The organism is Pseudomonas sp. NPDC077186, assembly GCF_044543505.1.
Taxonomy (GTDB): domain Bacteria; phylum Pseudomonadota; class Gammaproteobacteria; order Pseudomonadales; family Pseudomonadaceae; genus Aquipseudomonas.
This window is the reverse complement of the sequence record NZ_JBITWE010000004.1, coordinates 194,655-220,215: the sequence shown is the minus strand read 5'-3', so window position 1 is coordinate 220,215 and position 25,561 is coordinate 194,655. Positions and strand designations below refer to the sequence as shown.

The 25,561-nt window shown below is 55.6% G+C and carries 22 protein-coding genes; 12 read left to right on the top strand and 10 right to left on the bottom strand.

The window, feature by feature from the left end; genetic code table 11:
* Positions 1–106 precede the first annotated feature (106 nt).
* The 3 genes from ACIGKL_RS16550 (at position 107) to ACIGKL_RS16540 (ending at position 3,289) form a co-directional block, all read left to right on the top strand.
* A complete protein-coding gene (locus tag ACIGKL_RS16550; protein ID WP_026088463.1) occupies positions 107–1,432 on the top strand; it encodes an OprD family porin in 1,326 nt (441 codons plus the stop codon).
* A 147-nt stretch (positions 1,433–1,579) separates the two neighbouring features.
* The gene (locus ACIGKL_RS16545) at positions 1,580–1,858 is read left to right on the top strand and encodes a hypothetical protein (protein WP_224490798.1); all 279 of its coding nucleotides are present in this window, start codon (positions 1,580–1,582) and stop codon (positions 1,856–1,858) included.
* 462 nt (positions 1,859–2,320) lie between these two features.
* Entirely contained in the window at positions 2,321–3,289 is a 969-nt protein-coding gene (locus ACIGKL_RS16540; protein WP_059392065.1) for an arsenic resistance protein, read from the top strand.
* Positions 3,290–3,396: 107 nt separating this feature from the next.
* On the opposite strand, the gene ACIGKL_RS16535 is transcribed toward ACIGKL_RS16540, so the two are convergent.
* The 4 genes from ACIGKL_RS16535 to ACIGKL_RS16520 all read right to left on the bottom strand — a co-directional run bounded on the left by ACIGKL_RS16535 (position 3,397) and on the right by ACIGKL_RS16520 (position 9,898).
* Entirely contained in the window at positions 3,397–6,519 is a 3,123-nt protein-coding gene (locus tag ACIGKL_RS16535) for an efflux RND transporter permease subunit (protein ID WP_045733420.1), read from the bottom strand.
* A gap of 11 nt (positions 6,520–6,530) precedes the next feature.
* Positions 6,531–6,872 carry a P-II family nitrogen regulator gene (locus ACIGKL_RS16530; protein ID WP_045733421.1) on the bottom strand — a complete coding sequence of 114 codons (342 nt, stop codon included), beginning with the start codon at positions 6,870–6,872 and terminating at the stop codon, positions 6,531–6,533.
* 14 nt (positions 6,873–6,886) lie between these two features.
* Complete coding sequence (locus tag ACIGKL_RS16525; RefSeq protein WP_045733422.1) at positions 6,887–8,476, bottom strand: efflux RND transporter periplasmic adaptor subunit; 1,590 nt, start codon at positions 8,474–8,476, stop codon at positions 6,887–6,889.
* Positions 8,477–8,629: 153 nt separating this feature from the next.
* Positions 8,630–9,898: a TolC family protein gene (locus ACIGKL_RS16520; protein WP_045733423.1), complete on the bottom strand. Its 1,269-nt coding sequence runs from the start codon at positions 9,896–9,898 to the stop codon at positions 8,630–8,632.
* A gap of 571 nt (positions 9,899–10,469) precedes the next feature.
* Here ACIGKL_RS16520 and ACIGKL_RS16515 point away from each other — a divergent pair.
* From ACIGKL_RS16515 to ACIGKL_RS16480, 8 genes are all read left to right on the top strand, one after another.
* Positions 10,470–11,144, top strand: a complete 675-nt coding sequence (locus ACIGKL_RS16515) for a heavy metal response regulator transcription factor (protein ID WP_017675714.1) — start codon at positions 10,470–10,472, stop codon at positions 11,142–11,144.
* Positions 11,141–12,544 (top strand): heavy metal sensor histidine kinase, encoded by a 1,404-nt coding sequence (locus ACIGKL_RS16510; RefSeq protein WP_397487588.1) that lies wholly within the window; start codon positions 11,141–11,143, stop codon positions 12,542–12,544. Before ACIGKL_RS16515 ends, ACIGKL_RS16510 begins: the two co-directional genes overlap by 4 nt.
* A 129-nt stretch (positions 12,545–12,673) precedes the next feature.
* Positions 12,674–13,930, top strand: a complete 1,257-nt coding sequence (locus ACIGKL_RS16505; protein WP_397487587.1) for an OprD family porin — start codon at positions 12,674–12,676, stop codon at positions 13,928–13,930.
* Positions 13,931–14,144: 214 nt separating this feature from the next.
* On the top strand, positions 14,145–15,044 hold the full coding sequence (locus ACIGKL_RS16500; RefSeq protein ID WP_397487586.1) for a LysR family transcriptional regulator: 900 nt from the start codon (positions 14,145–14,147) through the stop codon (positions 15,042–15,044).
* Between the two features lie 216 nt (positions 15,045–15,260).
* Complete coding sequence (locus tag ACIGKL_RS16495) at positions 15,261–16,550, top strand: OprD family porin (protein WP_170050793.1); 1,290 nt, start codon at positions 15,261–15,263, stop codon at positions 16,548–16,550.
* Positions 16,551–16,719: 169 nt separating this feature from the next.
* Positions 16,720–17,700, top strand: coding sequence for an IS5 family transposase (locus tag ACIGKL_RS16490; RefSeq protein WP_397487585.1), 981 nt, complete (start codon positions 16,720–16,722; stop codon positions 17,698–17,700).
* 387 nt (positions 17,701–18,087) lie between these two features.
* Positions 18,088–18,420 carry a DUF2790 domain-containing protein gene (locus ACIGKL_RS16485; RefSeq protein ID WP_017675718.1) on the top strand — a complete coding sequence of 111 codons (333 nt, stop codon included), beginning with the start codon at positions 18,088–18,090 and terminating at the stop codon, positions 18,418–18,420.
* Between the two features lie 157 nt (positions 18,421–18,577).
* Entirely contained in the window at positions 18,578–19,903 is a 1,326-nt protein-coding gene (locus ACIGKL_RS16480; protein ID WP_397487584.1) for an OprD family porin, read from the top strand.
* Positions 19,904–20,079: 176 nt separating this feature from the next.
* Here ACIGKL_RS16480 and ACIGKL_RS16475 read toward each other — a convergent pair whose 3' ends face one another.
* From ACIGKL_RS16475 to ACIGKL_RS16450, 6 genes are all read right to left on the bottom strand, one after another.
* Complete coding sequence (locus ACIGKL_RS16475) at positions 20,080–20,523, bottom strand: DUF411 domain-containing protein (RefSeq protein ID WP_003246746.1); 444 nt, start codon at positions 20,521–20,523, stop codon at positions 20,080–20,082.
* Complete coding sequence (locus ACIGKL_RS16470; protein ID WP_004374646.1) at positions 20,513–21,355, bottom strand: cytochrome c; 843 nt, start codon at positions 21,353–21,355, stop codon at positions 20,513–20,515. The genes ACIGKL_RS16475 and ACIGKL_RS16470 overlap by 11 nt, the downstream gene beginning before the upstream one ends.
* A gap of 9 nt (positions 21,356–21,364) precedes the next feature.
* Positions 21,365–22,456, bottom strand: coding sequence for a copper resistance protein B (locus ACIGKL_RS16465; protein WP_397487583.1), 1,092 nt, complete (start codon positions 22,454–22,456; stop codon positions 21,365–21,367).
* Positions 22,446–22,760: a hypothetical protein gene (locus ACIGKL_RS16460; protein WP_179573110.1), complete on the bottom strand. Its 315-nt coding sequence runs from the start codon at positions 22,758–22,760 to the stop codon at positions 22,446–22,448. The genes ACIGKL_RS16465 and ACIGKL_RS16460 overlap by 11 nt, the downstream gene beginning before the upstream one ends.
* Positions 22,761–22,772: 12 nt before the next feature.
* The gene (locus ACIGKL_RS16455) at positions 22,773–24,578 is read right to left on the bottom strand and encodes a copper resistance system multicopper oxidase (protein WP_179573111.1); all 1,806 of its coding nucleotides are present in this window, start codon (positions 24,576–24,578) and stop codon (positions 22,773–22,775) included.
* A 189-nt stretch (positions 24,579–24,767) separates the two neighbouring features.
* Positions 24,768–24,974 (bottom strand): co-regulatory protein PtrA N-terminal domain-containing protein, encoded by a 207-nt coding sequence (locus ACIGKL_RS16450; protein WP_004374659.1) that lies wholly within the window; start codon positions 24,972–24,974, stop codon positions 24,768–24,770.
* Between the two features lie 283 nt (positions 24,975–25,257).
* Between ACIGKL_RS16450 and ACIGKL_RS16445 the strand changes: the two genes are divergently transcribed.
* On the top strand, positions 25,258–25,518 hold the full coding sequence (locus ACIGKL_RS16445; protein WP_003460126.1) for a membrane protein: 261 nt from the start codon (positions 25,258–25,260) through the stop codon (positions 25,516–25,518).
* Positions 25,519–25,561 lie beyond the last annotated feature (43 nt).

The following is a 25,561-nucleotide window of genomic DNA, read 5'->3' as shown; positions in this document are numbered from 1 at the left end:
ATAGGGCTCAGCTCCCCAAAGGCGCAGAGCGCTTGAGGGTGCAATACCTATAAGAACGCCATGGCGAAAACTAGACTAATAACTGCCAATTATAAAGGAGCAATAAATGCTTAATAAAACCAAACTATCCCTTGCAGTATTTTCGGCGATTGTCAGTGCAGCTCCGCTCATGGCGGCCGCAGAAGAGCAAGCCGAAGGTTTTGTAGAAGGTAGCAGTTTCAATATTCTCAACCGTAACTTCTACATGAATCGTGACTTTCGTAAAGGTCAGTCGAGCAACACTGACAATGGTTATACTGAAGCTTGGGCACACGGGATCATTGGCCAGTTCGAGTCGGGCTTTACCCAAGGCACCGTAGGCTTTGGTATTGATGCCTTCGCCATGCTCGGCCTTAAACTGGATACCGGGGATGGTCGATATGGCCCAGGTGGTACTGTTAATCTGCTGCCGGTAAATAGTGATGGTGAAGCCGAAGATAACTACTCCAAAGTGGGTGGTGCAGTAAAAGCCCGGCTATTCGACACCGTTGTCAAAGTGGGTGATGTGTTCCCCATGACGCCGGTGGTTCACTACGGTGACTCCCGCCTGCTACCGGAAAGCTTTCGCGGCGTTACGGTTGAGAACACAAGCTTTGATGGTTTGACCCTTCAGGGTGGCCGCCTGCATGCCATGAGCCAGCCGCAGGTCAGCACCATGCGTGATGAGTTCGCAACCTTCTATGCGGGCTCTGTCGCGTCTCCATGGGTTGCCTATTTCGGCGGTGACTATTCGCTAAATGACAACCTGAGCTTTAGTCTCTATAGCAGCCAACTCAAGGATGCTTGGAAGCAGCACTATGCCGGTACGTCCTTCACCTACCCGCTGACCGACAGTGTTTCCTTGTTCGGTGGCTTGAACTACTACAAAGCTGTTGATGACGGCCAGCAGCTGTTGGGTGAGTTCGATAACGACATTTACAGCGGCAAAGTGGGTGTGCAGTTCGGTGCACACAGCGTTGCCCTGTCGCACCAGCGCAACAACGGCGACGATGATTTCGACTACCTGCGCCAGTCTGATTCCATCTTCCTCGACAACTCTATTCAGTACAGCGACTTCAACTCGCCGAAAGAGAAGTCCTGGATGCTGCGCTACGACCTAGATATGGCCAGCTATGGCGTTCCTGGACTGACCTTCATGACGCGCTATGCGCTGGGTACAGATGCGGACTATTCCGACGCCAACAGTGTGTATATGCGTCGTGATGCCGATGGCAACCCGCTGACTGACCAGAAGCGCTGGGAACGCAACATCGAAGCCAAGTACGTCGTCCAAACGGGCTCACTGAAAGAGATGTCCTTCCGTGTTCGCCAGATGACTACCCGCGCAACGGATTACGAGTCGGATCTGGACGAGGTTCGTCTGATCGTCGAGTACCCACTGAGCGTGCTCTAAAAATGGATGGGCGGGCGGGCTCTAAAAGCACTGCCCGCTCATGCATAACAAGATAGGCAGTTATTAGATTTCAAGAATGTAATGTTGGGCTCACGCTGCTGTTAGCTTCACCTCCGTAAAATTCACTCGAACTTGCAGAACTTGTCCATGAACCTCGACAAGCTAATAATTGAATTTTACGAGGCCTGCCTTATGAAGATGTTGAAAGCCCTAGTTATTGGATCAGTACTTCTTGTCGGCTCCACACAGTCTTATGCAGAAGATGGCTATGATCGCTCAATGAAAGCTCAGGCAAAATTTCGAGCAGATCAAAAACGAATTCACGGAACTGAGCCTGCTGCCAAACCGGCGGACGAACTAAAGGTTAAGACCAGCAACCAAGATCGGACCAATACCGATCTTAAAAAAGAAACCAACGCTGACTAACCGCTCACTTCCGAACGATGTTCACCTCTAGAAGCTCCCGAGCTCCTTTGGAAAGAGGTGTACCCTAAGCGCCCTTCGGGGCGCTTTTTTTATTTAATCTTTAATAATAAGAAAGATTCACTGGGAGTTTAAACCTCCAAGCTAGACAACTAACTCTTCTCTTCCGCAAGTCATTCATATCTGCAACAAGTCATCGCTGTCAGCGTGTAGCAAGAAGGGCAAAATGATACCGGTGAAGGCCTTTAGATTGATCTGCCTGATATCTGCAAAGGCACTCGGCTATCACCCCGATGCTAGAACACGGTGTCATTTGAATACCGCGCCCTTGCACCGTCAGCAGATACCCACTCAATAGCCAGACGCCGTGCCCATCTCAATCTTTCATGATTCAAGCCATCCAAGAGGATCGCCACGCTTTTCGCTTCCTCATGTAAGCTGACGTTTTTCATCCTTGAGGATGCTATGAGTAGGGATGCACTTGAACAAAACCAGATACCGATCTATTTCGTCGCGGTCATTGCAGCGGCAATCGGTGGGTTAATAGCTACTGCAGCGGCGCAGAGCCTGAACGCATTAGTGACCCCGACTATCGCCGTGCTGATGTACGCGATGTTTCTGCAAATTCCCTTTCTTGATCTCCGCAAAAGTCTTAGCAACAAACGCTTCATGTCAGCCTTGCTTATCGCCAATTTCGTACTGATTCCACTGCTGGTATGGGCACTCACCAGAGGGCTCGCAGAACACCCGGCAATCCTAATAGGCGCTCTTCTAGTTTTGCTCACCCCGTGTATCGACTACGTGGTGGTCTTTACTCACATTGGCAAAGGCGACTCGCGTGCGATTCTTGCAGCAACCCCCATCCTCTTGCTGTTGCAGCTTGTGCTGTTGCCTGTGTACTTGGCTTTCATGCTAGGGGAGCAATCCCGAGTCGTTATCTCGATAGCGCCTTTCGCTGAAGCCTTTCTCGCACTGATTGTCGTGCCTTTATTGCTCGCGGTTGCTACAGCAGCCTTGGCTAAGCGCTCACGGTTCGTAGGTCGCTGGAACACCGTATGGGCATGGATGCCAGTCCCTGCGATGGCGGCAGTTCTCATTGCGGTGGTTGGGTCGCAAATCTCGCCGGTGGTTCGTGATATCGACCAGCTTTTACCGGTGATCCCGGTGTACATCGGTTTCATGCTTTTGGCCCCCGTAGTGGGCGCACTGGCTTCAAGAGCTTATAAACTGCCCGCCTCGACGGCGAGAGCGGTTACTTTCAGTACCTCCACACGTAACTCGTTGGTGGTTCTTCCGCTGGCCCTGGCATTGCCTGAAGAAATACGGGGGCTTGCAGCCGCAGCGGTCATCACCCAGACGCTGGTTGAGTTGGTGGGTGAGCTTGTCTACATCCGGGCAGTTCCGATTCTTATTTGGCGTAAAAAAAGCCGCTGAGGACGTCACAGGCACAGTCACCGCCCACATTGAGCGGTATTTACGGTAAGCAAAAAGCCCCGCTCAAGAGCGGGGCTTTTCAGTTGCACACGAATAGCGCTGTGAACTTAGCGCAGACGATGGGCCAAGCGGTAGAGCAATGGCAAAACCAGCAGCGTCAGCACGGTTGAAGACAGGATTCCGCCAATCACCACCGTCGCCAGAGGGCGCTGAACTTCTGCGCCCGTACCGATGGCAGTGGCCATTGGAATAAAGCCCAGAGACGCAACCAAAGCAGTCATCAGCACCGGCCGCAAACGAGTCAACGCGCCTTCACGAATAGCCTCGTCCAGCCCCATGCCGTTCTCACGCAAACTGCGAATAAAGGAAATCATCACCAGGCCGTTGAGTACCGCGACACCCGACAACGCAATGAAACCCACCCCCGCAGAGATCGAGAGCGGAATATCACGCAGCCACAAGGCCATGATCCCGCCGGTCAGCGCGAAGGGCACGCCGGTGAATACCAGCAGGCCATCTTTGACATTGCCGAACATCATGAAGAGCAGCGTGAACACCAGCAGCAACGAGACCGGTACGACAATCTGCAGGCGCTTGGCTGCCGACTGAAGCTGCTCGAAGGTGCCGCCCCAGGTCGTCCAGTAGCCTGTAGGGACGCTAACCGCCAGGGCGATCTTGCTCTCGGCCTCGGCGACAAAAGAGCCAATATCGCGGCCGCGAACGTTGGCGGTGACCACCACGCGACGCTTGCCACTTTCACGGCTGATCTGGTTCGGCCCCGGTGCGGACACCACGCTCGCCACATCAGCCAGGCGCACAAACCCTGGGCCATCCAGCCCATCGCCATTGGCCAGACGAATAGGCAGCTGCTGGATCTTGTCGACATCATTGCGCCACTCGTCCGCCAGGCGAACTTGGATATCGAAACGCCGGTCACCTTCAAACAGTGCACCCGCCTCGCGCCCGCCGATGGCGGTGGAAATGGCGTCCTGAATCTCCGAGACATTCAAACCGAATCGTGCGGCTTTCTCACGGTCGATTTGTACGCTGAGCATCGGCAGACCGGTGGTCTGTTCGACCTTCACATCAGCTGCTCCTGGAATACCCTCCAGCACCTCAGCGATTTGCTCGGCGGTCTCGTTCATCACATCCATGTCATCGCCAAACACTTTCACTGCGACGTCACTGCGTACGCCGGAGATCAGCTCGTTGAAGCGCATCTGAATGGGCTGAGTGAACTCATAGTTGTTGCCGGAAACCTGTTCAACCGCCTCCTGCATCGCCGCAACCAAATCGGCTTTGCTGCGATCAGGATCGGGCCACTGGTCGCGCGGCTTTAGCATGACAAAGTTGTCCGCCACGTTCGGCGGCATTGGATCGGTTGCGACTTCAGCGGTTCCAAGCTTGGCGAACACCGTATCAACCTCGGCAAAGGATTTGATTCGTTGTTCGAGTTGCACCTGCATTTCAATTGCTTGCGAAAGGCTAGTGCCAGGAATACGCAGGGCATGCAAAGCGATATCGCCCTCATCCAGGCTCGGCACGAACTCACTGCCCATCCGCGAAGCAGCTAAACCAGAAAGCACCATGATGACTGTCGCAATGGTCAGCACTAACGGCTTGCTGACCATGACCCAATCTAGCAACGGCGCGTAGCCTTGCTTGACCCAGGCCATTAGCCGATTTTCTTTTTCACTGACGTTGCCATTGAGGAACAGTGCAACAGCTGCCGGGACGAATGTCACCGAGAGGATCATGGCTCCGAACAGGGCTGTCACCACGGTGAACGCCATTGGGTGGAACATCTTGCCTTCCACGCCGGTCAGCGCAAATATCGGCAGGTACACCACCATAATGATCAGTTGGCCGAACAGCAGTGGACGACGCGCCTCCTTCGACGCCGCGAACACCTCATGGAAGCGCTCATTACGGGTCAACGTTCGGCCTGCTGCGGCCTGGGCGTGAGCCAAACGACGCACGCAGTTCTCTACGATCACCACGGCACCATCGATGATGATGCCGAAATCGAGTGCGCCAAGGCTCATCAGGTTCGCGCTGACCTTGTTGCTGACCATGCCCGTAAAGGTGAACAGCATCGACAGCGGAATCACCATTGCGGTGATGAGGGCCGCCCGAATGTTACCCAGGAACAGGAACAGGATAGCGATAACCAGCAGAGCGCCTTCGATCAGATTCTTCTTCACCGTATTGATGGCCTTATCGACCAATACAGTGCGGTCATAGACCGTCTTCGCTATGACTCCTTTCGGCAGGTTGCGATTGATCTCCTTTATGCGCTGGTCGACAGCCTGCGATACATAGCGGCTGTTCTCACCAATCAACATAAAGGCAGTGCCGAGCACCACCTCCTGGCCGTTCTCAGTAGCGGCACCGGTGCGCAGCTCCTTACCCAGGCCAACCTCGGCCACATCACCGATGCGCACAGGAACACCATCGGTGTTCTTGATGATGATGTTGGCGATGTCAGCGATATTGCCGACTTGTCCCGGAGCGCGGATCAGGTACTGCTCGCCGCTGCGTTCGATGTAGCCCGCACCAACGTTGGCATTATTGCTCTCCAACGCAACCACAATGTCCTGCAGGCTGAGGCCATGTGCGACCAGGCGCTCCGGCTTGGGTGAAACCTGGAACTCCTTGGCATAACCGCCAATGGTGTTGATCTCGGTAACACCTTTGACGGTTCGCAGTTGCGGCTTGACGATCCAGTCCTGAATCTCACGCAGATCCATCGGTGTATAGGTGCTGCCATCCGGCTTCTTCGCACCGTCTTGCGCCTCGATGGTCCACATGTAGATCTCGCCCAGACCAGAAGCGATTGGCCCCATGCTCGGCGACAGATCACTGGGTAGATTTCCACGCGCTTCCTGTATCCGCTCATTCACCAACTGACGAGCGAAGTAGATGTCTGTGCCGTCTTCGAAAATGACGGTGACCTGCGACAACCCGTAACGTGAGATTGAACGCGTTTCCTGTAAGTTGGGCAGCCCAGCCATTACCGATTCAATCGGAAAGGTCACGCGTTGCTCGGTTTCCAGTGGCGAGTAGCCCTTTGCCTCGGTATTGATCTGCACCTGCACGTTGGTGATGTCGGGAACCGCATCAATCGGCAACTTCTGGTAGCTGTAAACACCCAACGCTGCCATGCCGAGCACAGCCAGCAAGACTAGCCAGCGCTGGTCGATGGCGAAGCGAATTAATCGTTCGTACATGTCAATTTCCCCTAAAGCGCAGCATCACCGCGCTCTCCAGTACGGATGCGCAATGCGTCGGTCAAAGGGGCCACGGCGACGATTCCATCACCGGGTACACCTGTGTGGGCGGCCTTCTCGATGGCATGGACGATCTCATCGGCAACTTCTTCTGAACAGAACGCCAGCAGCACGAGATGCTGATGGGCGTCGGGGTTCCACTCGTCGGCGATGTAGCTGTGATCCTTGCCGTGGCCACGTGGATGACCATGGGCGGGCAGGATGGTAAATCCAGGCAGGTGTGGCAGTGCATGCAAAGCTTGCTCGACGGCCTCAAGCCGGATCGGGCGAAAAATAGCTGTAACTTGTTTCATAGCTCGACTCCGAATTAGTGGTCATGGCTCGCGCCGGCTTTGCCAAGCTCAGCTTTGATCAGGAAGCTGTTCTTCAGCGCGTATCGATCGCCCGCCTTCAGACCCGAGATAACCTCGACGAAGCGGCCGTCGGATTTGCCCAGCTCAAGAGGCCGAGCTTCTAGCTGGTTATCGAAGCGGCCGAACACTACCTGCCAATCGCGAACGGTCTGGATCGCTTCGACCGCTACTGCAACGGGAACGTTGTTCTCCTCGGCAATCACCTCGACCGTCACTGGCAAACCAGGCCGCCATAGCCGATCTGGGTTAGCTAGCACGATGCGAGCAGTCGCTGAGCGGGTTTGCGCCCCAACCAGAGCGCTGACATAGGAAATGGAGCCCTTAGCCGTGGCGGCGAATGCGCTGGAGCTCACGACAACGTTTTGCCCTTCGGCGATTACGCCCAAGTCTTTCGCCGCGACGGTTGAGTCCACCCATACGGTCGACAAATCCGAGACGGTAAAGACTGCGGAATCCTCTTTGAGTACTTCACCAACAGAGATGCTTTTGCTGGTTATCACGCCATCGATAGGGGCACGAATCTCGAATTCGGTGAGATTCTGGCCTTTGGCCGGTGCACCGCCCAGCGAAGCGATTTGTTGCTGGACGCGCTGCACTGCGATAGCAGCTTCCTGCATGGCAACTTGCGCCTGCAGGAAGTCCTGCTCGGCGGAAATCTTCTCTTCCCACAATTGCTTTTCACGTGCATAGGTCGTGCGGGCAAGCGCAGAGCGTTGCTGGGCGGCCAGTAGCTCGCCACGCAGTTCGGCCAGCGCCTGGCTGGAGATTTTGGCCAATACCTGACCCTTGCTGACCGTATCGCCAGCACTAACCGCCACCGAGTCGACGCGCCCGGCAAGTTGCGGGGTCACCTGAACCGTGCGGTCACCGTTGTAACGAACCTCGCCGAGCACTTGCAGCGTGGAGGCGATTTTCGCGGGACCAGCAGTGGCGAGCGTGACGCCACCCTGCTCAAGCTGCGCATCCGTCATGGTCACGCGGCCCTCAACCTGCTCGTAACCGAACGAATAGCTCTTGCCACTGTGCGTGGCGCTGATGGAAACCTGGAATGAATGCGGCTCTACAACCGCGGCATCGCCACGTAGGTAGTTATTCTCTTTGCTGAAATTGATGATTTGCGCAGGTTGGCCAAGACGCAACAAGGTCACTTGCACCGTGCTTTCAGCAGGATTTAGAAGCTTGCCGTCCAGGTAGGTATAGAGCCTGAACTGAGGCTCTACGCCCTCCTCAAAAATCGTCACTTCAAGCGCATAATCACCCTCGGTGAAAAGCTTGCCGCCATGCTCGCCCTTGGTGGGTTCTACAGTTTCATGGTGCTCTTTATCTGCATGCTCATCGGCCTCTTCATGCTCGTCGGCCGAAGCCTCCCCGTGGTGCTCGGGATCTGCGTGAGCCGATACATCCTCATGACTCTCATCATGGCCATGGCCTTCCTCCCCGGACTTACCAGGGCTACCACTTAGAATCAGGCCCGCCACGGCTAAACCGATGACGACAACAGCCACAATCATCAGCCACTGCTTTCTGGGAGTTGTTGATGCCATTGGTAACTCCAAATTATCAAAAGTATTGAATTTGATTCATGCCCAGGCGGCGACTAAACGCGCTCAATAAACATGCAGCCGCCAGGAAAGCAGGCGAGGCTTCATGTCGCATGACGCGACCGTCTAAGGCGTTATGTAGGTGCGCAGAGATGCTTATTTTTTGAATTCGATGTTGAGTTGGGAGCCGTAAATCTTCTCCAAGCTCACCCAGGCCGAGATAGCTTCATCCAGGGTATTCAGGTACTGGGAGCGCATGCTTACGAGGGTGCGCTGAGCATCGAGTACATCGATAAAGGCAAACTTGCCCATCTCGAATCCACGTACTGCGCCCTCTACTGCTTGCTGCGCGGTCGGCAGCAGTGTGCCGCTGATCGAGTCGACTTCACTTCTAGCGCTTTCCCACTGCTCAAATGCCTGCTGGGCTTCCGCGCGCAGGCGGAGTTCTGCGGCATTGCGCAAATCCCGCGCTTGGTCAGCTCCTTGAGCAGCGGCCAGCACATTGCCTTGGTTACGGTTGAACAACGGAATAGGCATCGACAAGCCGAGCAAATTGACGCGCTCGCCAAGCCCTTCGTCGTATTGGCTGCCAACACTGACGGTGAGGTCTGGAATGCGCTGCGACTTTTCGAGTTCCAAGGAAGACTCGGCACGCTGGATGTGCGTGCTGGCCAGCCGTAGGTCCGCTGTATCTGTTATGCGTGCAAGCATCTCAGCCTGCGACGGCAGGTACGGCAGGCGCTCAAGATCACCCTCGACATGCGCGAAGTTCGGTGTCTCGGCACCCGTTATGAGCGCCAGTTGCTTGTAGGCATTGCTTTGATTGAGGCGTGCGCGATTCAGCTCCAGTTGAATTTCCGAAAGCTGCACCTGAGCACGCGAAATTTCGATTGGCGAAGCCTTGCCGGCCTTTACGCGCCCTTCGACCACCTGAAGTCCGCGACGGGCAAGGTCTAACGACTGAGTGGAAAGCTGCAGTCCTTCCTGGGCACGCAGGGCTGAGTAAAAGGCCTGGATGACCTCAGCGCGCAAGATGTTTTTCTTACGCTCCAGATCAATCGCCACCGCGTCCTGATCACGCTCAGACACATCAATACGCGCGCTACGCTTGCCGCCCAGCTCAATTGGCTGAGATACCTGAATGCTGGTAACGCGCGACTCACTGCGCGTGTCCTCAACGCTCCAGGACAACTCAGGATTCGGGATCAGCCCAGCTTGAGTACGAGCACCTTCGGCAATACCTGTATTCCATTGTGCTGCAGCGAACTCCTGGTTCTCAGTGAGCGCTTGCGCCAACGCCTCATCAATCGTTATTGACTGCCTTGTTGATTCGGCAGCAGTTGTTGGAACTGGAGCAATTAACAATGCAGCCAGTAGCCCTGATAACACACAGAACTTACCTACTCCAACTCCATGTCCGGCCATTGTTTTTACATGCACTTAAAAGTCCTCCGCAGAACTAACTCTGCTGGAATATAATGAAGGCCTTTATATTTATTAATCCCGAGGGATATCGAGGATCATTACTTGGGAAAATAAGTAGAAAGCCAATTCCCGGCAGAATGTAGTGCTCCACGCCTATCAGCAAGGTGACTGGAAAATTACAAATACGTTATCCAGCACTTTTTCAGGTGTGGCTGTATTAATATTGGCAGCGTTCAAGAGAGCAGGCGATTTAGCGTCCAGCAACAAATAGAAACAAACACAGATAAATAAGGGTTGCCCCGTTCCTAGCGCCACGGGGCAGCCCTGCCAGTCCAAAGTTGGGTGTTTTGGATGAGTTCGAGACGTGCGACACGTTGTCGCTAACCCCATGAGCCTAGTCAAAACGGGCATTACGGCTTGACCCTAAAGCCGCTACAGGCTTTAGCCTTGGTGAAAGCTGAAACGCCTCAGGTCATGTCAGTGATCACCGATTAAAGAATTAAAACCACTCTGCAGCCACAACAAAAGAAAATCTAAAAAATACTGGCCGCACATTTTAAGGTGAATATTTATGCGAATCCTTATTGTCGAGGACGAGCCCAAGACTGCTGAGTACTTACACCAAGGCTTAAGCGAAAGTGGCTATGTAGTTGATAAGGCTGCCACGGGAGTTGACGGCCTCCATCTTGTTAGGCAACACGCTTACGATTTGGTAGTGCTTGATGTAAACCTTCCAGAAATTGATGGCTGGGGTGTGCTTGAGCATATACGCAGCAACAGCAGTACTCGCGTAATAATGCTGACCGCGCGCGGCCGCTTAGTGGATAAAATTAAAGGCCTGGATTTGGGCGCGGATGATTATTTAGTCAAACCGTTTGAGTTCCCTGAATTACTTGCGCGAATTCGTACGTTGCTACGGCGAAGCGAACAAATTCCGGTACCGGAAGTGCTGCGGGTAGCCGACCTTGAACTTGATCCGGCTAGGCACCGCGCGTTCCGTGGCGAGCAGCGTATCGATCTGACCACCAAAGAGTTTGCGTTGCTGCACCTACTGATGCGCCGCTCTGGGGAAGTGCTATCGCGCACCCAGATCATTTCGCTGGTCTGGGATATGAATTTTGACTGCGATACCAACGTCGTCGAAGTCTCCATCCGCAGGCTGCGCGCCAAAATTGATGACCCGTTCGATAACAAACTGATCCACACCCTTAGGGGTGTTGGGTACGTGCTTGAGGAGCGAGCATGAGGCCGGCCAGTCTATCCATGCGCCTTGGCCTGTCGGTCAGCGTGATGGGGGCGGCACTGGTTGTTCTGCTAGCGGCACTCGCCTACTTCGCACTGACTCATGAGTTGGACTCTTTGGCCAAGAAGAGTCTTGACGGCAAACTGGAGCAGATTCAGCACAGTCTCGCTGAAGACATGAGCGCCCATGCAATTGCCCAGCAGCCTCACGCACTGTTGGATCTGGTCATGGGACATGACAACCTGCACCTGACGATCTACGGGAAAAAGTCAGGCACAAAATTACTCCTGAATCTGGGTGAGAAATCCAGGGAGCCCATTCTTGCCAACATACCGGCAGGCGATACCCCTAGTTACCAAAGCTGGTCGGATACTGAGGGAAACAACTTCCTGACCGCATCCAAAGTGATGCTGCTCAACGATGGCGACCACGTCAGAGTCCTGCTCTCAATTGATCGATCTGCCGACGAAGCGCTGCTCAGCGCCTACCTCAAATCAACACTGATCGCACTCCCTCTTCTGCTCGCGCTGATTGGCATGGGCGCATGGTGGATCGTGCAGCGAGGCCTCTCTCCTCTCCGGCAATTTCGTCAAGTTGCCTCGCTGATCTCCACGCAGGACCTGACCCATCGGATTTCCGTCGACAAACTTCCACAAGAGCTCAGCGCGCTGGCCCACGGCATCAACTTCATGCTGCATCGACTTGATGGCGGCGTTCAGCAGCTATCGCAATTCTCTGATGACCTAGCCCATGAGTTGCGTTCGCCCATCACCAACCTGATGGGCAAAGCCCAGGTAACCCTCTCCAGAGAGCGTCCGCCAGAGGAATACAAAGCCGCACTGGAGTGCTGTACAGAAGAGCTTGAGCGCGTTACCCGGATTGTTTCCGACATGCTGTTTCTCGCTCAAGTCAGCCACCCAGCGTCCCTGGTGCCCTTCGAGAAGATTGCCCTGGAAGACGAGGCAAGACGCGTTGTGGATCTGTTCAGCATCTCCGCGGAAGAGAAGCAGATCAGTCTGAGCATTGCCGGAGCAGGCCGAACCTTCGGTGATCGGCTGATGGTGCAGCGCGCCATTTCAAACCTTTTGTCCAATGCGATTCGGCATAGCCCTATCGGCGCAAACATCTCGCTGCTGATCGAGAAGCACAGCGAAACCGTATCGTTCTCGGTCGGAAACCCTGGTATTGGCATCCCAGCACAGCACATCCCCCATTTGTTTGAGCGCTTCTACCGCGTCGATACCAGCCGTTCTCGTGCCGAAGGGGGTACAGGGCTGGGCCTGGCAATTGTTCGCTCGATCATGAGCCTGCACCAGGGCACGGTCGAGGTCAGCAGCCTGCCAGGCAGCTTTACCGTATTCCGCTTGATCTTCCCCAAAGTCCGTAATGGTTCCTCGACCTAGTTATTGCGCGCGAACTGGCCTAGCCCCCAGCTGAGCATTGGCGCAGAGGAACCTGCCCCCCTATTCGGAGAGCACGGCATGCAGCGACGACTCCCCGATATGCCAACCCCCTGATCATGGAGAACAACAATGAAGACCCTCTTGGCAGTCGCGGTGAGTACTGGGGTACTCAGTCTCAGCCAGCCTGCGGCCGCTGACTTCTTGGCGGACAGCAAAGCTGGTCTGGAAGCGCGTAACTTCTATTTTAATCGTGACTTCCGCCAAGATTCAGCCAGCCAATCAAAGCAGGAGGAATGGGCCCAAGGCTTCCTGATGCGCTACGAATCCGGTTTCACCGAAGGAACCATAGGCGTCGGCATTGACGCTATCGGCATGCTGGGTCTCAAGCTGGACTCCAGTGCCGAACGCTCAGGCACGGGCCTGCTCAAGCGCGATAAAGAAGCACCTCGTGCCGCGCAGGATGAATATGGCGAGCTGGGCTTAACCGCGAAGCTACGTGCCTCCAACAGCGTGCTGAAATTGGGCACGCTGCAACCCAAGCTGCCAACCATTCAAGCAAACGATTCGCGCCTGCTGCCACAAACCTTTCAGGGTGGGCATCTCAACTCGCTGGAAATTGATGGACTGACCTTCGATGCAGGCCAACTCAAGCAAGTAAGCCAGCGCGACTCCTCTGATAGCGAAGACCTCAGCATTACCAGCGGCTCTGCCCGTGCTATCAGTGGCGGCGGACTCCAGACCAGCGATGAGTTCAACTTCGCCGGGGCGACCTACAAATGGAACAGCAACCTGACCACTGGCTACAACTACGGCAACCTGGACGACTTCTACAAACAGCATATTTTCACTGTCCTGCATACCTTGCCGCTAGGTGACAAGCAGTCGCTAAAAACTGATCTTCGCTACGCCCGCTCCACCGATGAAGGCAACAGCAACGTCGACAACAAGGCATTCGGAGCAATGTTTACCTACGCCTTTGGTGGCCACGCCCTCGGTGTTGGCTACCAGAGCATGAGCGGAGACACCGGCTACGCCTACATCAACGGCACCGATCCGTTCCTGGTCAACTATGTGCAGATCGGCGACTTCGCCAACAAAGACGAAACCTCATGGCAGGCCCGCTATGACTTCAACTTTGCCAGCGTTGGCATCCCTGGCTTGACGTTCATGACCCGTTACCTGACTGGTGACAATATTGATCTAGGCGCAGGCAGCGCCGATGGTAAGGAATGGGAGCGCAATACTGACATCGCATATGTCTTCCAGGACGGTGCGCTGAAAAACCTGGGTGTGAAATGGCGCAACGCCACACTACGTTCAACCAATTTCGGCAACGATGTTGACGAGAACCGCCTGATCGTCAGCTACACACTTCCGCTGTTGTAATCATCAAACCTCAGCGCGGAACTAGTAGTCGAGTGCCGCGCTGAGAACCGCCCGCGCTGATAAAGTGATACTGCCGGAAGTTCAATTCCAAACATAAAGCTCCTCCCTCCATCAGATTACAAATAAGTAATCCTGCTGCGATCCTGGCGTTAGGTTCGTCTCGTTAAGCTCAAAGTACATGCATTTTGCTTGGCACGAGCTTTGATCGCCCCCCATGTTCGACCCTCTCACCATCGACCACCAACTAGCACAGATTTTCTTGACCAGCGCGCGCTGCGCCTGCTTTAGGCAGGCTGCACGCAGCCTAAACTTACAAATCGTGCCGATGCGCAAAAAACTCAGGAAGCTGGAGGCAACTGTAGGTACCCCGCTATTCCTTTATAAAGGACGCGAGCTCAGCCTGAGCGCAACAGGACGTGAATTACAACAACTACTGATCCAGAAATTCGGTGACCTGCATCCAGAGGACGTCAGTGTCCAGCGAGCTCTGGTACGTCTTGCGGTGCCGACGGCACTGCTCACCGACCTGCTGGCCCGTGATTTGATCTCCTGGCTGCGTAATGACGCGGCCGTGAGACTAGAAATCATCCCACAGGAGGGCGAGCCCGAGAGGCTGGCAGAGGTCATGATTTGGATCACCGATCCCGGCACGCCAAGACCGACTCCAAGCTTTGCAATGACAACACCATTGATGCTTGCACGAATTCCCTATCGTGCCCATATGGCCAAACGTTATGCGGGTAAACGCCTACCGAGTTCTGTAGCCGACCTCAAGGATTTCATGCTGGTTCAGCTCGCGGGAAACACAACGGTTGACAGTTTCGAACCATGGAATCAGCTGATCCGTCAGCGCCAAAGCGCGGTCATTCAAGTGCATTCACAAGAGTGGGTCGTTGACTTGCTGCGTAACTCCTCCTGCATTGGCCTGCTACCTGGCTACATCTCCCATGTAGACCGTAACCTGCTGCCCCTTGACGAGTTATTCGAGACTGCCTTGGAACGGGTGGTCTGGATTTCAACGTCCCCGCTGGCAGCAGAGCAATCAGAAGTGCAGACACTGGTATCGCTCATCTACAAAGCCTTTGAAGATCGCCACAACTGGTTCACTCAGTAGCCCTGAGTAGTCCACAAGCAGCTAATTCACCAAATAGTCATCTCGCTGAAACAAACAAAAGTTTCCACTCCTGCATTGAAACCCTCGCCCTGTAAGGCTTTCATTCGCCCTCTCGATCATTGAAATAAAAATGTCATCGAAAGTATGTGCAAGTGTAATACGCCTACCCGAGCCTGCCCCACGTCTACCACACATGTTTTCGACGAGGATAATTACATGCTCATTGCTACCCCCAACTCTCAATGGCTTAACCGAGTCACGTGCGGGCTCCTGCTGAGCGCTGGAGGACTCGGTCTCAGTCAACCAGCGGCAGCTGATTTTTTGGCAGATAGCAAAGCTGGTCTGGAAGCGCGCAACTTCTATTTCAATCGTGATTTCCGCCAAGACTCAGCTAGCCAGTCAAAGCAGGAGGAATGGGCCCAGGGCTTCCTGCTGCGCTACGAATCCGGCTTCACTGAAGGGACAGTCGGCGTGGGTATCGACGCCATCGGCATGCTGGGTCTCAAGCTGGACTCCAGCGCTGATCGTTCAGGCACGGGCCTTCTAAAACGCAACAAAGAAGCACCTCGTGCAGCGCAGGATGAATATGGTGAGATGGGCTTAACCGCGAAGCTGCGCGCTTCAAACAGCGTGCTGAAACTGGGCACGCTGCAACCTCGACTGCCAACCGTCCAAGCAAACGATTCGCGCCTGCTGCCACAGACCTTTCAAGGCGGGCACCTGAATTCGCTGGAGATTGCCGGCCTGACCTTCGATGCCGGCCAGCTCAAACAAGTAAGCCAGCGCGACTCATCCGATAGCGAAGACCTCAGCATTACCAGCGGCGCAGCCCGCGCTATCAGCGGCGGCGGAACCCAGAATAGCGATGAATTCAACTTCGCCGGAGCAACCTACAAGTGGAACAGCAACCTAGCCACCGGCTACAACTACGGCAATCTAGACGGTTTCTACAAGCAGCATATTTTCACGGTCCTGCACACCTTGCCGCTAGGTGACAAGCAATCGCTGAAAACTGATCTGCGCTACGCTCGCTCCACCGACGAGGGCAACAGCAACGTCGACAACAAGGCATTCGGGGCGATGTTCACCTATGCATTTAGCGGTCACGCACTCGGTGTTGGTTACCAGAGCATGAGCGGAGACACCGGCTACGCCTACATCAACGGCACCGATCCGTTCCTGGTCAACTATGTGCAAATCGGTGACTTCGCCAACAAAGACGAAACCTCATGGCAGGCCCGCTATGACTTCAACTTTGCCAGCGTTGGCATCCCTGGCTTGACGTTCATGACCCGTTACCTGACCGGCGACAATATTGATCTAGGCGCAGGCGGTGCCGATGGTAAGGAGTGGGAGCGCAATACTGACATCGCCTATGTCTTTCAGGACGGTGCGCTGAAAAACCTGGGCGTTAAATGGCGCAACGCCACACTACGTTCAACCAACTTCGGCAACGACGTTGATGAGAACCGCCTGATCGTGAGCTACACCCTTCCACTGCTGTAATTAGCAATAATCCGTGCGTTGCACTGTTTGTGCAGCGCACGCATTTAGCGAAATGCACAGACGGCGACTATGGGGAGCCGCCAAGAGTGCATTACTACCGCTAAGGAAACCCTGAAGAAGACTCCCCGTTTCTGGTGAAATACGCCGATCCCGTTGCCCGAGTATCCCGATGAAGCAGATGACCTTCGCCGACGCCGAGTACGCAGGTAAGCGCAAGCAGACCCGCAAGGAGCTGTTCCTGATCGAGATGGATCGGGTGGTGCCATGGAAGGGCTTGATTGCGCTGATCGAGCCTCACTACCCCAAGGGTGACGGTGGCCGGCCAGCCTATCCGCTGATAGCGATGCTGCGTGTCCATCTGATGCAGAACTGGTTTGGCTACAGCGACCCGGCGATGGAAGAGGCGCTTTATGAGACCACCATTCTGCGCCAGTTTGCGGGCTTGAGCCTGGAGCGCATCCCTGACGAAACAACCATTCTCAACTTCCGGCGGTTGCTGGAAAAACACGAGCTGGCGGCAGGAATCTTGGCCGTCATCAATGGCTACCTGGGCGACCGCGGTCTCTTTCTGCGGCAAGGCACGATCGTCGACGCCACGCTGATCAACGCACCGAGCTCGACCAAGAACAAGGACGGCAAGCGGGACCCGGAGATGCACCAGACCAAGAAGGGCAATCAGTACTACTTCGGCATGAAGGCGCACATCGGCGTGGATGATGAGTCGGGGCTGGTACACAGCGTGGTAGGCACGGCAGCCAACGTGGCGGATATCACCCAGGTCGACAAACTGCTGCACGGTGACGAGAACGTCGTCTGCGCCGATGCCGGCTACACCGGCGTCGAAAAGCGCCCCGAACATGCTGGCCGCGAAGTGATCTGGCAGGTCGCAGCACGCCGCAGCACCTACAAGAAGCTCGATAAACGCAGCGCCCTGTACAAAGCCAAGCGCAAGATCGAGAAGGCCAAGGCACAAGTGCGAGCGAAGGTCGAGCACCCGTTTCGAGTGATCAAGCGCCAGTTCGGTTACGTGAAGGTGCGCTTCCGTGGCCTGGCCAAGAACACCGCTCAACTGGTGACGCTGTTCGCGCTGTCGAACCTATGGATGGCGCGCCGACATTTGCTGACTACCGCAGGAGAGGTACGCCTGTAATGCGGAAAATGGCTGCTGCGAGGTGCTCGCGGCGGCCAAAAACGGAGAACTGAGCGGGTTACCTGGTCGATTTTGATCGACGGCCCGCTTTCAAAAGCAGCGAGGGCTGAAGTTGACCGGAAATACAGGGCTACTTCAGACCTTCCCTAACGATCGCCTCACCAAAGCTGACTTTCCAATGACCCACTCACTGATACCTGGGTAGAAATTGTTATCTTCGGTAGCCGACGCCTGTAATTGCTCTGACGAGTGCCAAACATAACTGACGTATCAAAACCTTTACTCTCAAAGAGTTTAGATCCATTACAGGAATGTAATTCTCGCTTCACGTTTGTGACAGGGTCTTGCGTTTATATTTTAATCACCACCTTGAAGGAGTGATTAAACATGAAAAACCTCAAAGTCATTGCTGCACTTTCCGCTATGGTTGTTTCCTCTGCAGCTCTGGCAGAAGGCGGCGCTGATCGTGTCTATGGTCGGATGATTCAGGCCAATGAGCAGGCCATGCAAGAGTATGCTGCCGCTAACGGAAAGAATCCGCCTGAAGTTATTCATTACCGCTACGGCATGAAACTCGATATCGCCAGGGTCGTGGCCACTACCCCGACGGACTCTAGCTGCGGTGTGATGCCGGCCCAGATGACCTACGAGGACTCCAATGGCGATCTGAATATTCTTGAATACCGGGCAGCCGGGACAGGTTGCCGTAATCAAAACTAGATAAATGACATCGCGCTGACTGAAATGTAATTTCCAAGTCACCCTGACGTTATTTGGCATGTGGAAATATGACCAAGGCGTGCCTGGCTATGCCCGGCGCGCTTGGCACATATATGCGACCACACAATGACAACTGCCAATAACATCAGGAGCATTTATGAATAACAGAACCCTGTTAGGACTTTCTCTGCTCACTCTGAGCGTCAGTACCGGGCAAGCTGCAATGGCCGCCGGCGAGAAAGGCGAGGGATTTATCGAAGGCAGCAGCCTGACCATTCTCAATCGAAATCTCTACTTCAACCGCGATTTCCGTAAAGGCCAGTCCAGCAGCTCGGGTAATGGCTATTCGGAAGAGTGGGCGCATGGCGTGATAGGCAGATTCGAGTCTGGTTTCACCGAGGGCACCATAGGCTTTGGTGTCGATGCCTTTGCCATGCTAGGGCTCAAGCTTGACACCGGCGACGGCCGTTCTGGAGCAGGCGGCTCAGTCGACGTGATGCCGTATAACAGCCTCGGGCAGGCTGAGGACAACTACTCCAAACTGGGGGGCGCGGTGAAAACTCGGTTCATGGATACCGAGATCAAGGTAGGCGACGTCTTTCCCGTCAGCCCGGTCGTCCAATACGGTGATGCACGGCTTTTACCGGAGAGTTTCCGAGGTGTCACCGTGGTCAACAGCAGCGTGGAAGGACTGTCGCTTCAGGGCGGTCGCCTCCACTCGATGAGCCAACCCAATACCAGCAGCATGCGCGACGGCTTCGCTACCTTCTACGCGGGCGAAGTGGACTCGCCATGGATCGCCTATTTCGGTGGTGATTACACGCTTAATGACAACGTCGGCTTTAGTCTCTACACCAGCCGCCTCAAGGATGCCTGGAATCAATATTACGCGGGCACCACGCTGAGCTACCCGCTTGCGGACGATGTCGCCTTGATCGGCGGGCTGAACTACTACAAGGCGGTCGATGAAGGGAGGCAGCTCCTCGGGAGCTTCGATAACAACATCTGGAGCGGCAAGGTCGGCATCCAATTCGGCGCTCATACAGTGCTGGTGGGTCTCCAGCGCAACAATGGCGATGATGACTTCGACTACTTGCGCCAATCGGACTCCATCTACCTCGACAACTCCATCCAGTACAGCGACTTCAACTCGCCGAAGGAGAAGTCATGGCAAGTGCGCTATGACCTGGATATGGAGCCTTTCGGTGTGCCTGGATTGAGCTTCATGACTCGATATGCCCAGGGCTGGGATGCCGACTACAGCAACGCCAACGAAGTCTATATGCGCCGTGATGACAACGGCGATCCGTTGACCAACCAGAAGCGCTGGGAGCGGGACATCGAGGCCAAGTACGTTGTGCAGTCTGGGTCGTTGAAGGACATGTCCTTTCGCATTCGACAAGCCACGACTCGCGCCACCGACTTCGAGTCGGATTTGGATGAGTTCCGCTTCATCGTCGAGTACCCACTGGAAGTGCTTTAACGCCAGTGCGCGAGCGGTGTGAATGCCGCTCGCATTTTGACTCTGCTGTCCCCTCGTAGTGCTCCTTTGGTTTGGAGACAGCCCTTGGCGCCCTAGGGCGCCTTTTTTACTTAGGTTAAAGGACGTATGAAAATGAGTCGGCCACTACACACAAGCGGCCGTGCTGGCAGGCAGTACTACTGGGCGGGATATTCTGCAACGACCTGATCAGAACCCGTCTTGGTCAAGCCAATGACCTGGTAGGCATGCTGTACGCCATCGACTTCCATGCCGGGGGAGCCCGCCGGCATCCCGGGAACAGCGATGCCCAGCAGATCATCGCGCTTGGTGAGTTCGATGACCTGAGCCGCCGGCACATGACCTTCGACGAACTTGCCGTCAATCACCGCGGTGTGGCAAGACGCTAACCGTGGCGCGACGCCCAGTCTTTGCTTCACTGCTGTCATGTTGCTTTCAACATGGTCGACGACTTTGAAGCCATTCGCTTCGAGGTGTGAAATCCACTTCTTGCAACATCCGCAATTGGCATCACGATGGACATCAATCGTCAGGGCATCAGCTGCTTGAACCGCAGACGTGACGGAGAGAGCGGCCAGTAAGGCCAGATATTTAGCTTTCATGTACGTGCTCTTTGCCATCGGCGTGGGTGTGGGGCTTGGGCGAGGCGTTCGGAGCCTGCTCGGCGTGATGATCACCTCCGTTGGACGACGCCTCATCCCCAGCATGGTGGTCATCGCCACTCATATCCGAATGGTGACCTGCCTTAGGTGCGGAGCCACCCTCGCTATCCGTAGCCGCGGCATCGTGATGACCAGGCTCTCCAGCATCACCTGATCCATGATGGTCATCGCCACCGCCACTATTGTCATGATGGCCAGGCTTGTTGTCGCCGTGCTGTCCTTCATGGTTATGCATCTGCGTTTCCCCACCACCGTGCTGATGGCCGCCACTGGATGCGACGAGTGTTTGGTATTGCTTGGCATCCATCGCCGGCAGTTGGTTGAGGAAGGCAACCATGCCCCAGATGTACTCGTCTCCCATGCTCTTGCCCCACGCAGGCATACCCGTTGCCTTGATGCCATGCTTGATCACCCAGAACGCTGCTGACGGATTGCCATCGACACCGATCTTGGCGAGGTTGGGGGGCGCAGGATAAAGCGATTGGCTTAGCTCGGTCTCCGCCACACCTGGCGCCAAATGACAGCCGATACACATGGAGTTGTAGTTGCCCGCACCGGCGCGAATAAGAGCTTGATCATCCAGGTTGGGAACCTCGATGTCCCGCGAACGGACTTCGATAGAGCGGTCACGGGCCATCGTGAGAAACGCATGCACTGCAGGAAAATGGGGATCGTCGGCCCCCACGTTGACCACGCCAAAGTAGGCGCCGGCCAGGACAGCTGTGCTACCGACCACGCCGGCCGCCACCAAAGTTTTAATTGTTCTTTTCATGTCAGGTTCTCAAAACCACATCCGGATACCGGCGACAAAACGCGCCTCGTCTACATCACCGCCCTCGTCGCGCACCATGTCTGCCGTGTTGCCATAGGAGCGGCTCCAGGAAACCCCGATATAGGGGGCAAACTGCCTGACAATCTCGTAACGCAGACGCAAGCCGAGCTCGGTATTTGCCAACCCAGACCCCACACCTCGCTCAGGATCGTTCTTGCCGTAGAAGTTCATTTCGGCAGTTGGCTGGAGAATCAGCCGGTTGGTCAGCAGAATGTCGTACTCGCCCTCCAGTCGGGCAGCAGTTTGGCCATTCTCGCCGACGAAGGCCGTGGCTTCGGCCTCAAAGGCGTAAAGCGCCATGCCCTGGATACCGAAGGCGGCCCAAGTCTGCGGCGACTCCGGTTTGAAGTCCTGGCGAACGCCCGCGACGACATCCCACCAAGGGCCGATCGAGCGGCCGTACAGCAGCTGTAATTCAGCGTCCTCGGTAACGCCGTTGGTACGCTCGCCTTCGGAGCGGAACCAGACCCGGTTGATATCACCGCCTACCCAACCCGACGCATCCCAGGCCAGGGTGCTGCCCTCATCTGCGTCTTGGTATTCGAGCTGATCGAGCAGGAAAAAGCTGTTGATGGCGCTGTCATGCACCTTGTGGCCAGGCAGTGGCGGGAAAGCCGCTTGGCGATCAGCATCCGTCAGAACGGGAATCGGCGTACGACTGGTAGTTCTCGGGGCTTCAGCGGAGCCATGGTTCATCTTCGAATGATCCATGCCCTCCATCTGTCCCTGCATGGTGCCGTGTCCCATCTTGCTGTGGTCCATGGCTGGGGCCTTCTCTTGGCTCTGGCTGTGGCCCATCTGGCTATGGTCCATGCTGCCCGATTCGCTCTGCATGGCACCATGATCCATCTTGCTGTGATCCATGCCCTCCATCGGCGCTTTGGCGGAACCGTGGCCCATCTGGCTGTGGTCCATCGACATGGAGCCGTGCCCCATTGCCGAATGATCCATTTCTTCCGCAGCCTGGGTAACGCCACCGCTGAGTGCACTCAGCGACACGGCCAGCGCTATGAGGGACGGGCGTGAAAACCTAGTGGTCATGGTTCGAACCTGCTTCGGCTTCGGTGCCGCCATGCTTATCCATCATGTTTTCGTGATTCATGCCGTCATGCTTCATGTCTCCGTGATCCATGGCGCCATGATCCATCTGCTGGCCAGCCGCCTTATCCTTCGACTGATCTGCGTGATTGCCACTGGCGGTCTTGGGCGCAGCCGACTCGGCAGCATGTTGTTCGTGCTCACTGTGCCCCTCACCTGCCAACGAAACCGGTGCGTGCAGGGCAGCCAATAAGCTAAACATGACTGCGCTGCCAGTCAGGGCATTTCGCTTCATAAAAGTGCTCATCAGAAATCTCCTTTACTCATCCACACGAACTTCACGGAACATGCCCATTTCCATGTGGAGCAGCAGGTGGCAGTGATAGGCCCATCGCCCCAACGCATCGGCAGTCACTCGATAGCTGCGCTTGGAACCTGGCGGCATGTCGATGGTGTGTTTTCGCACCAAGAAATTGCCGTTCGCATCCTCCAGGTCGCTCCACATGCCATGAAGATGGATCGGATGAGTCATCATGGTGTCGTTGACCAGCGTGATGCGAACACGCTCGCCGTACTTGAGGCGCAGAGGCTCGGCGTCAGAGAACTTGATGCCATCGAAGGACCAGGAGAATTTCTCCATGTGCCCGGTAAGGTGCAGCTCGATGGTGCGACTTGGTTCGCGACCATCCGGGTCGAGGAAGGTGCTGCGCAGGTCAGAGTACGTAAGGACGCGTCGGCCGTTGTCTCGCAAACCAATACCTGGGTCGTCCAACTTGTGCGTCGGTGTCATGGTCTGCATATCGACCAGCGGGTTGTTGGTCTCTGAGGCTGGGTGTGCCTGCATGGCACCTGCCATGCCTGCCATGCCCGAATGATCCATTCCAGCCATCTGGCTGTGATCCATGCCGGCCATGCCACCCTGCATGCTCCCATGATCTATGCCCGCCATACTGCCGTGGTCCATTCCGGCCATGTTCCCGTGATCCATGCCACCCATGCTGCCGTGATCCATACCCATGTCGCCCATGGCAATCAGCGGACGCGGGTCGGGGCTGGGTACCGGTGCACTCAACCCCTCCTGTACAGCAAGGGTGCCGCGCGCATAGCCAGTGCGATCCATGGATTGGGCAAACACGGTATAGGCCTGTTCGCTGTCTGGTTCGACGATCACGTCGTAGGTCTCGGCCACGGCGATACGGAACTCGTCGACGCTGACCGGTTTGACGTGCAGACCATCGGCCGCAACCACAGTCATCTTCAGGCCCGGGATGCGCACATCGAAATAGGTCATCGCCGAGGCGTTGATGAAGCGCAGGCGGATCTTTTCGCCCGGTTTGAATATGCCGGTCCAGTTGCCATCAGGTGCCTGGCCATTCATCAGGTAGGTGTAGGTGTAGCCACTGACGTCAGCGAGATCCGTCGGGCTCATCTTCATCTCGGCCCACATCTTGCGATCGGCTACCGCAGCGGACCACCCCATCTCGCTCACGTCATTGATGAAATCACCAACGGTGCGCTTGTGGTAGTTGTAGTAGTCCGACTGCTTTTTGAGCTTGGCCAGTACCCGCGCTGGATTTTCATCGGTCCAGTCGCTCAGCAGCACGACATAATCACGGTCGTAACTGAAGGGCTCGGGTTCCTTGGCGTCGATGACCAGCGCGCCGTATACGCCGACTTGCTCCTGGAGCCCCGAGTGGCTGTGATACCAGTAGGTGCCGTTCTGGTTGACCTTGAACTTGTACTCATACATGCCGTCGGGGGCGATGCCATGGAAGCTCAGGCCCGGAACGCCATCCATGTTCGCCGGCAGGATAATGCCGTGCCAGTGAATGGACGTGTCCTCCTTGAGGCGGTTGCGTACGCGCAACGTCACGGTCTCGCCCTCCCGCCAGCGCAGGATTGGGCCTGGCAGCGAGCCATTGATCGTCATGGCGGTACGCGCTGCGCCGGTGATGTTTACCGGAGTCTCTCCGATAAACAGGTCGAAATCGTTACCGCTCAGCACGTTCGGCTGACCTGGGCTGGTTACCGCCCAGACCGGCGTGCGCCACATGCCCATGCCGCCGAGAATACCGGCGGCGGCGAGGCCTTTGACGAAAGTACGTCTTGTGGTTTTGCTTTGCATGCCGTTATGTCCAATCCGTCAGATGAGCCGGTGATATGCATCCGGTCTCGGGTTCATTGACTGCTCCAGTGTCGGGAGATTTGATCTTCAAGCCTTGCGTGCTGCGCAAGTTCCCCCTGACACCAAGCAGTATGAAACTGCCATATCTCAACCATCCGGGTGATTACATTTCTGTAAGGTTGAGGGGGCTCAGCAGCTGGCGTGTTCCGCCTGTTTGGCTTGGCTGCCGGCGACAGGAGCTTCATCGTTCTGCTGCTTGGCCAACTGATAGGCTTCCAGCGAGACCTGGCGGGCTTGTTCCATGCGTGCAAACGTGCGATCAGCACCGCCTTCGGCCATCGCCAGGCTGGAAACACTCAGGGCAGCAACTACAAACAGGGTTTTGATCGATTTCATTTCGTTAATCCTCAGAAGTTTAGAAGCCCCTGTAACTAGTGGGGACGAGCGTTAAGCTCGCTGCTACGTTAACCACGACGCCCTGTCAGCAACCTGATCCGAACATTACAGTTCTGTCAGTTTGCTATTTCTTTCTTGTAGGCCCTCCTGAAGGCTCGGTACTGTCTTCCTGCCCGCGCAGCCTTGCGGATTCCATGGGCCTGATCGGTAGCAATGCCTGAGCTAACTCGTTCATTCGCACCGACGGATCGCGACCATCAAACAATCAAGAGAGATAGCCACTATGTCGAACAAATCCAACGTAGCTACCGGTGCCGCCTTGGCTCTGGTGGCCGCCAGCCTGTTCTCCACCCTGCCCGTCCAGGCTGCTCAGGAAACCAAAGCAGCAGAAGTGAAGTGCTTCGGGATCAATGGTTGCAAAGGGCAGAACGACTGCATGACCGCGAAAAACGACTGCAAAGGCCAAGGCGAATGCAAAGGCCAAGGGTTCAAGTTGATGACCCAGACCAAATGTGACGAAGCCGGTGGCAAAACCAGCGAATAAGGCGGTTCAGGGGAGTGCATGCCACTCCCCTGCTGGAGTCTCG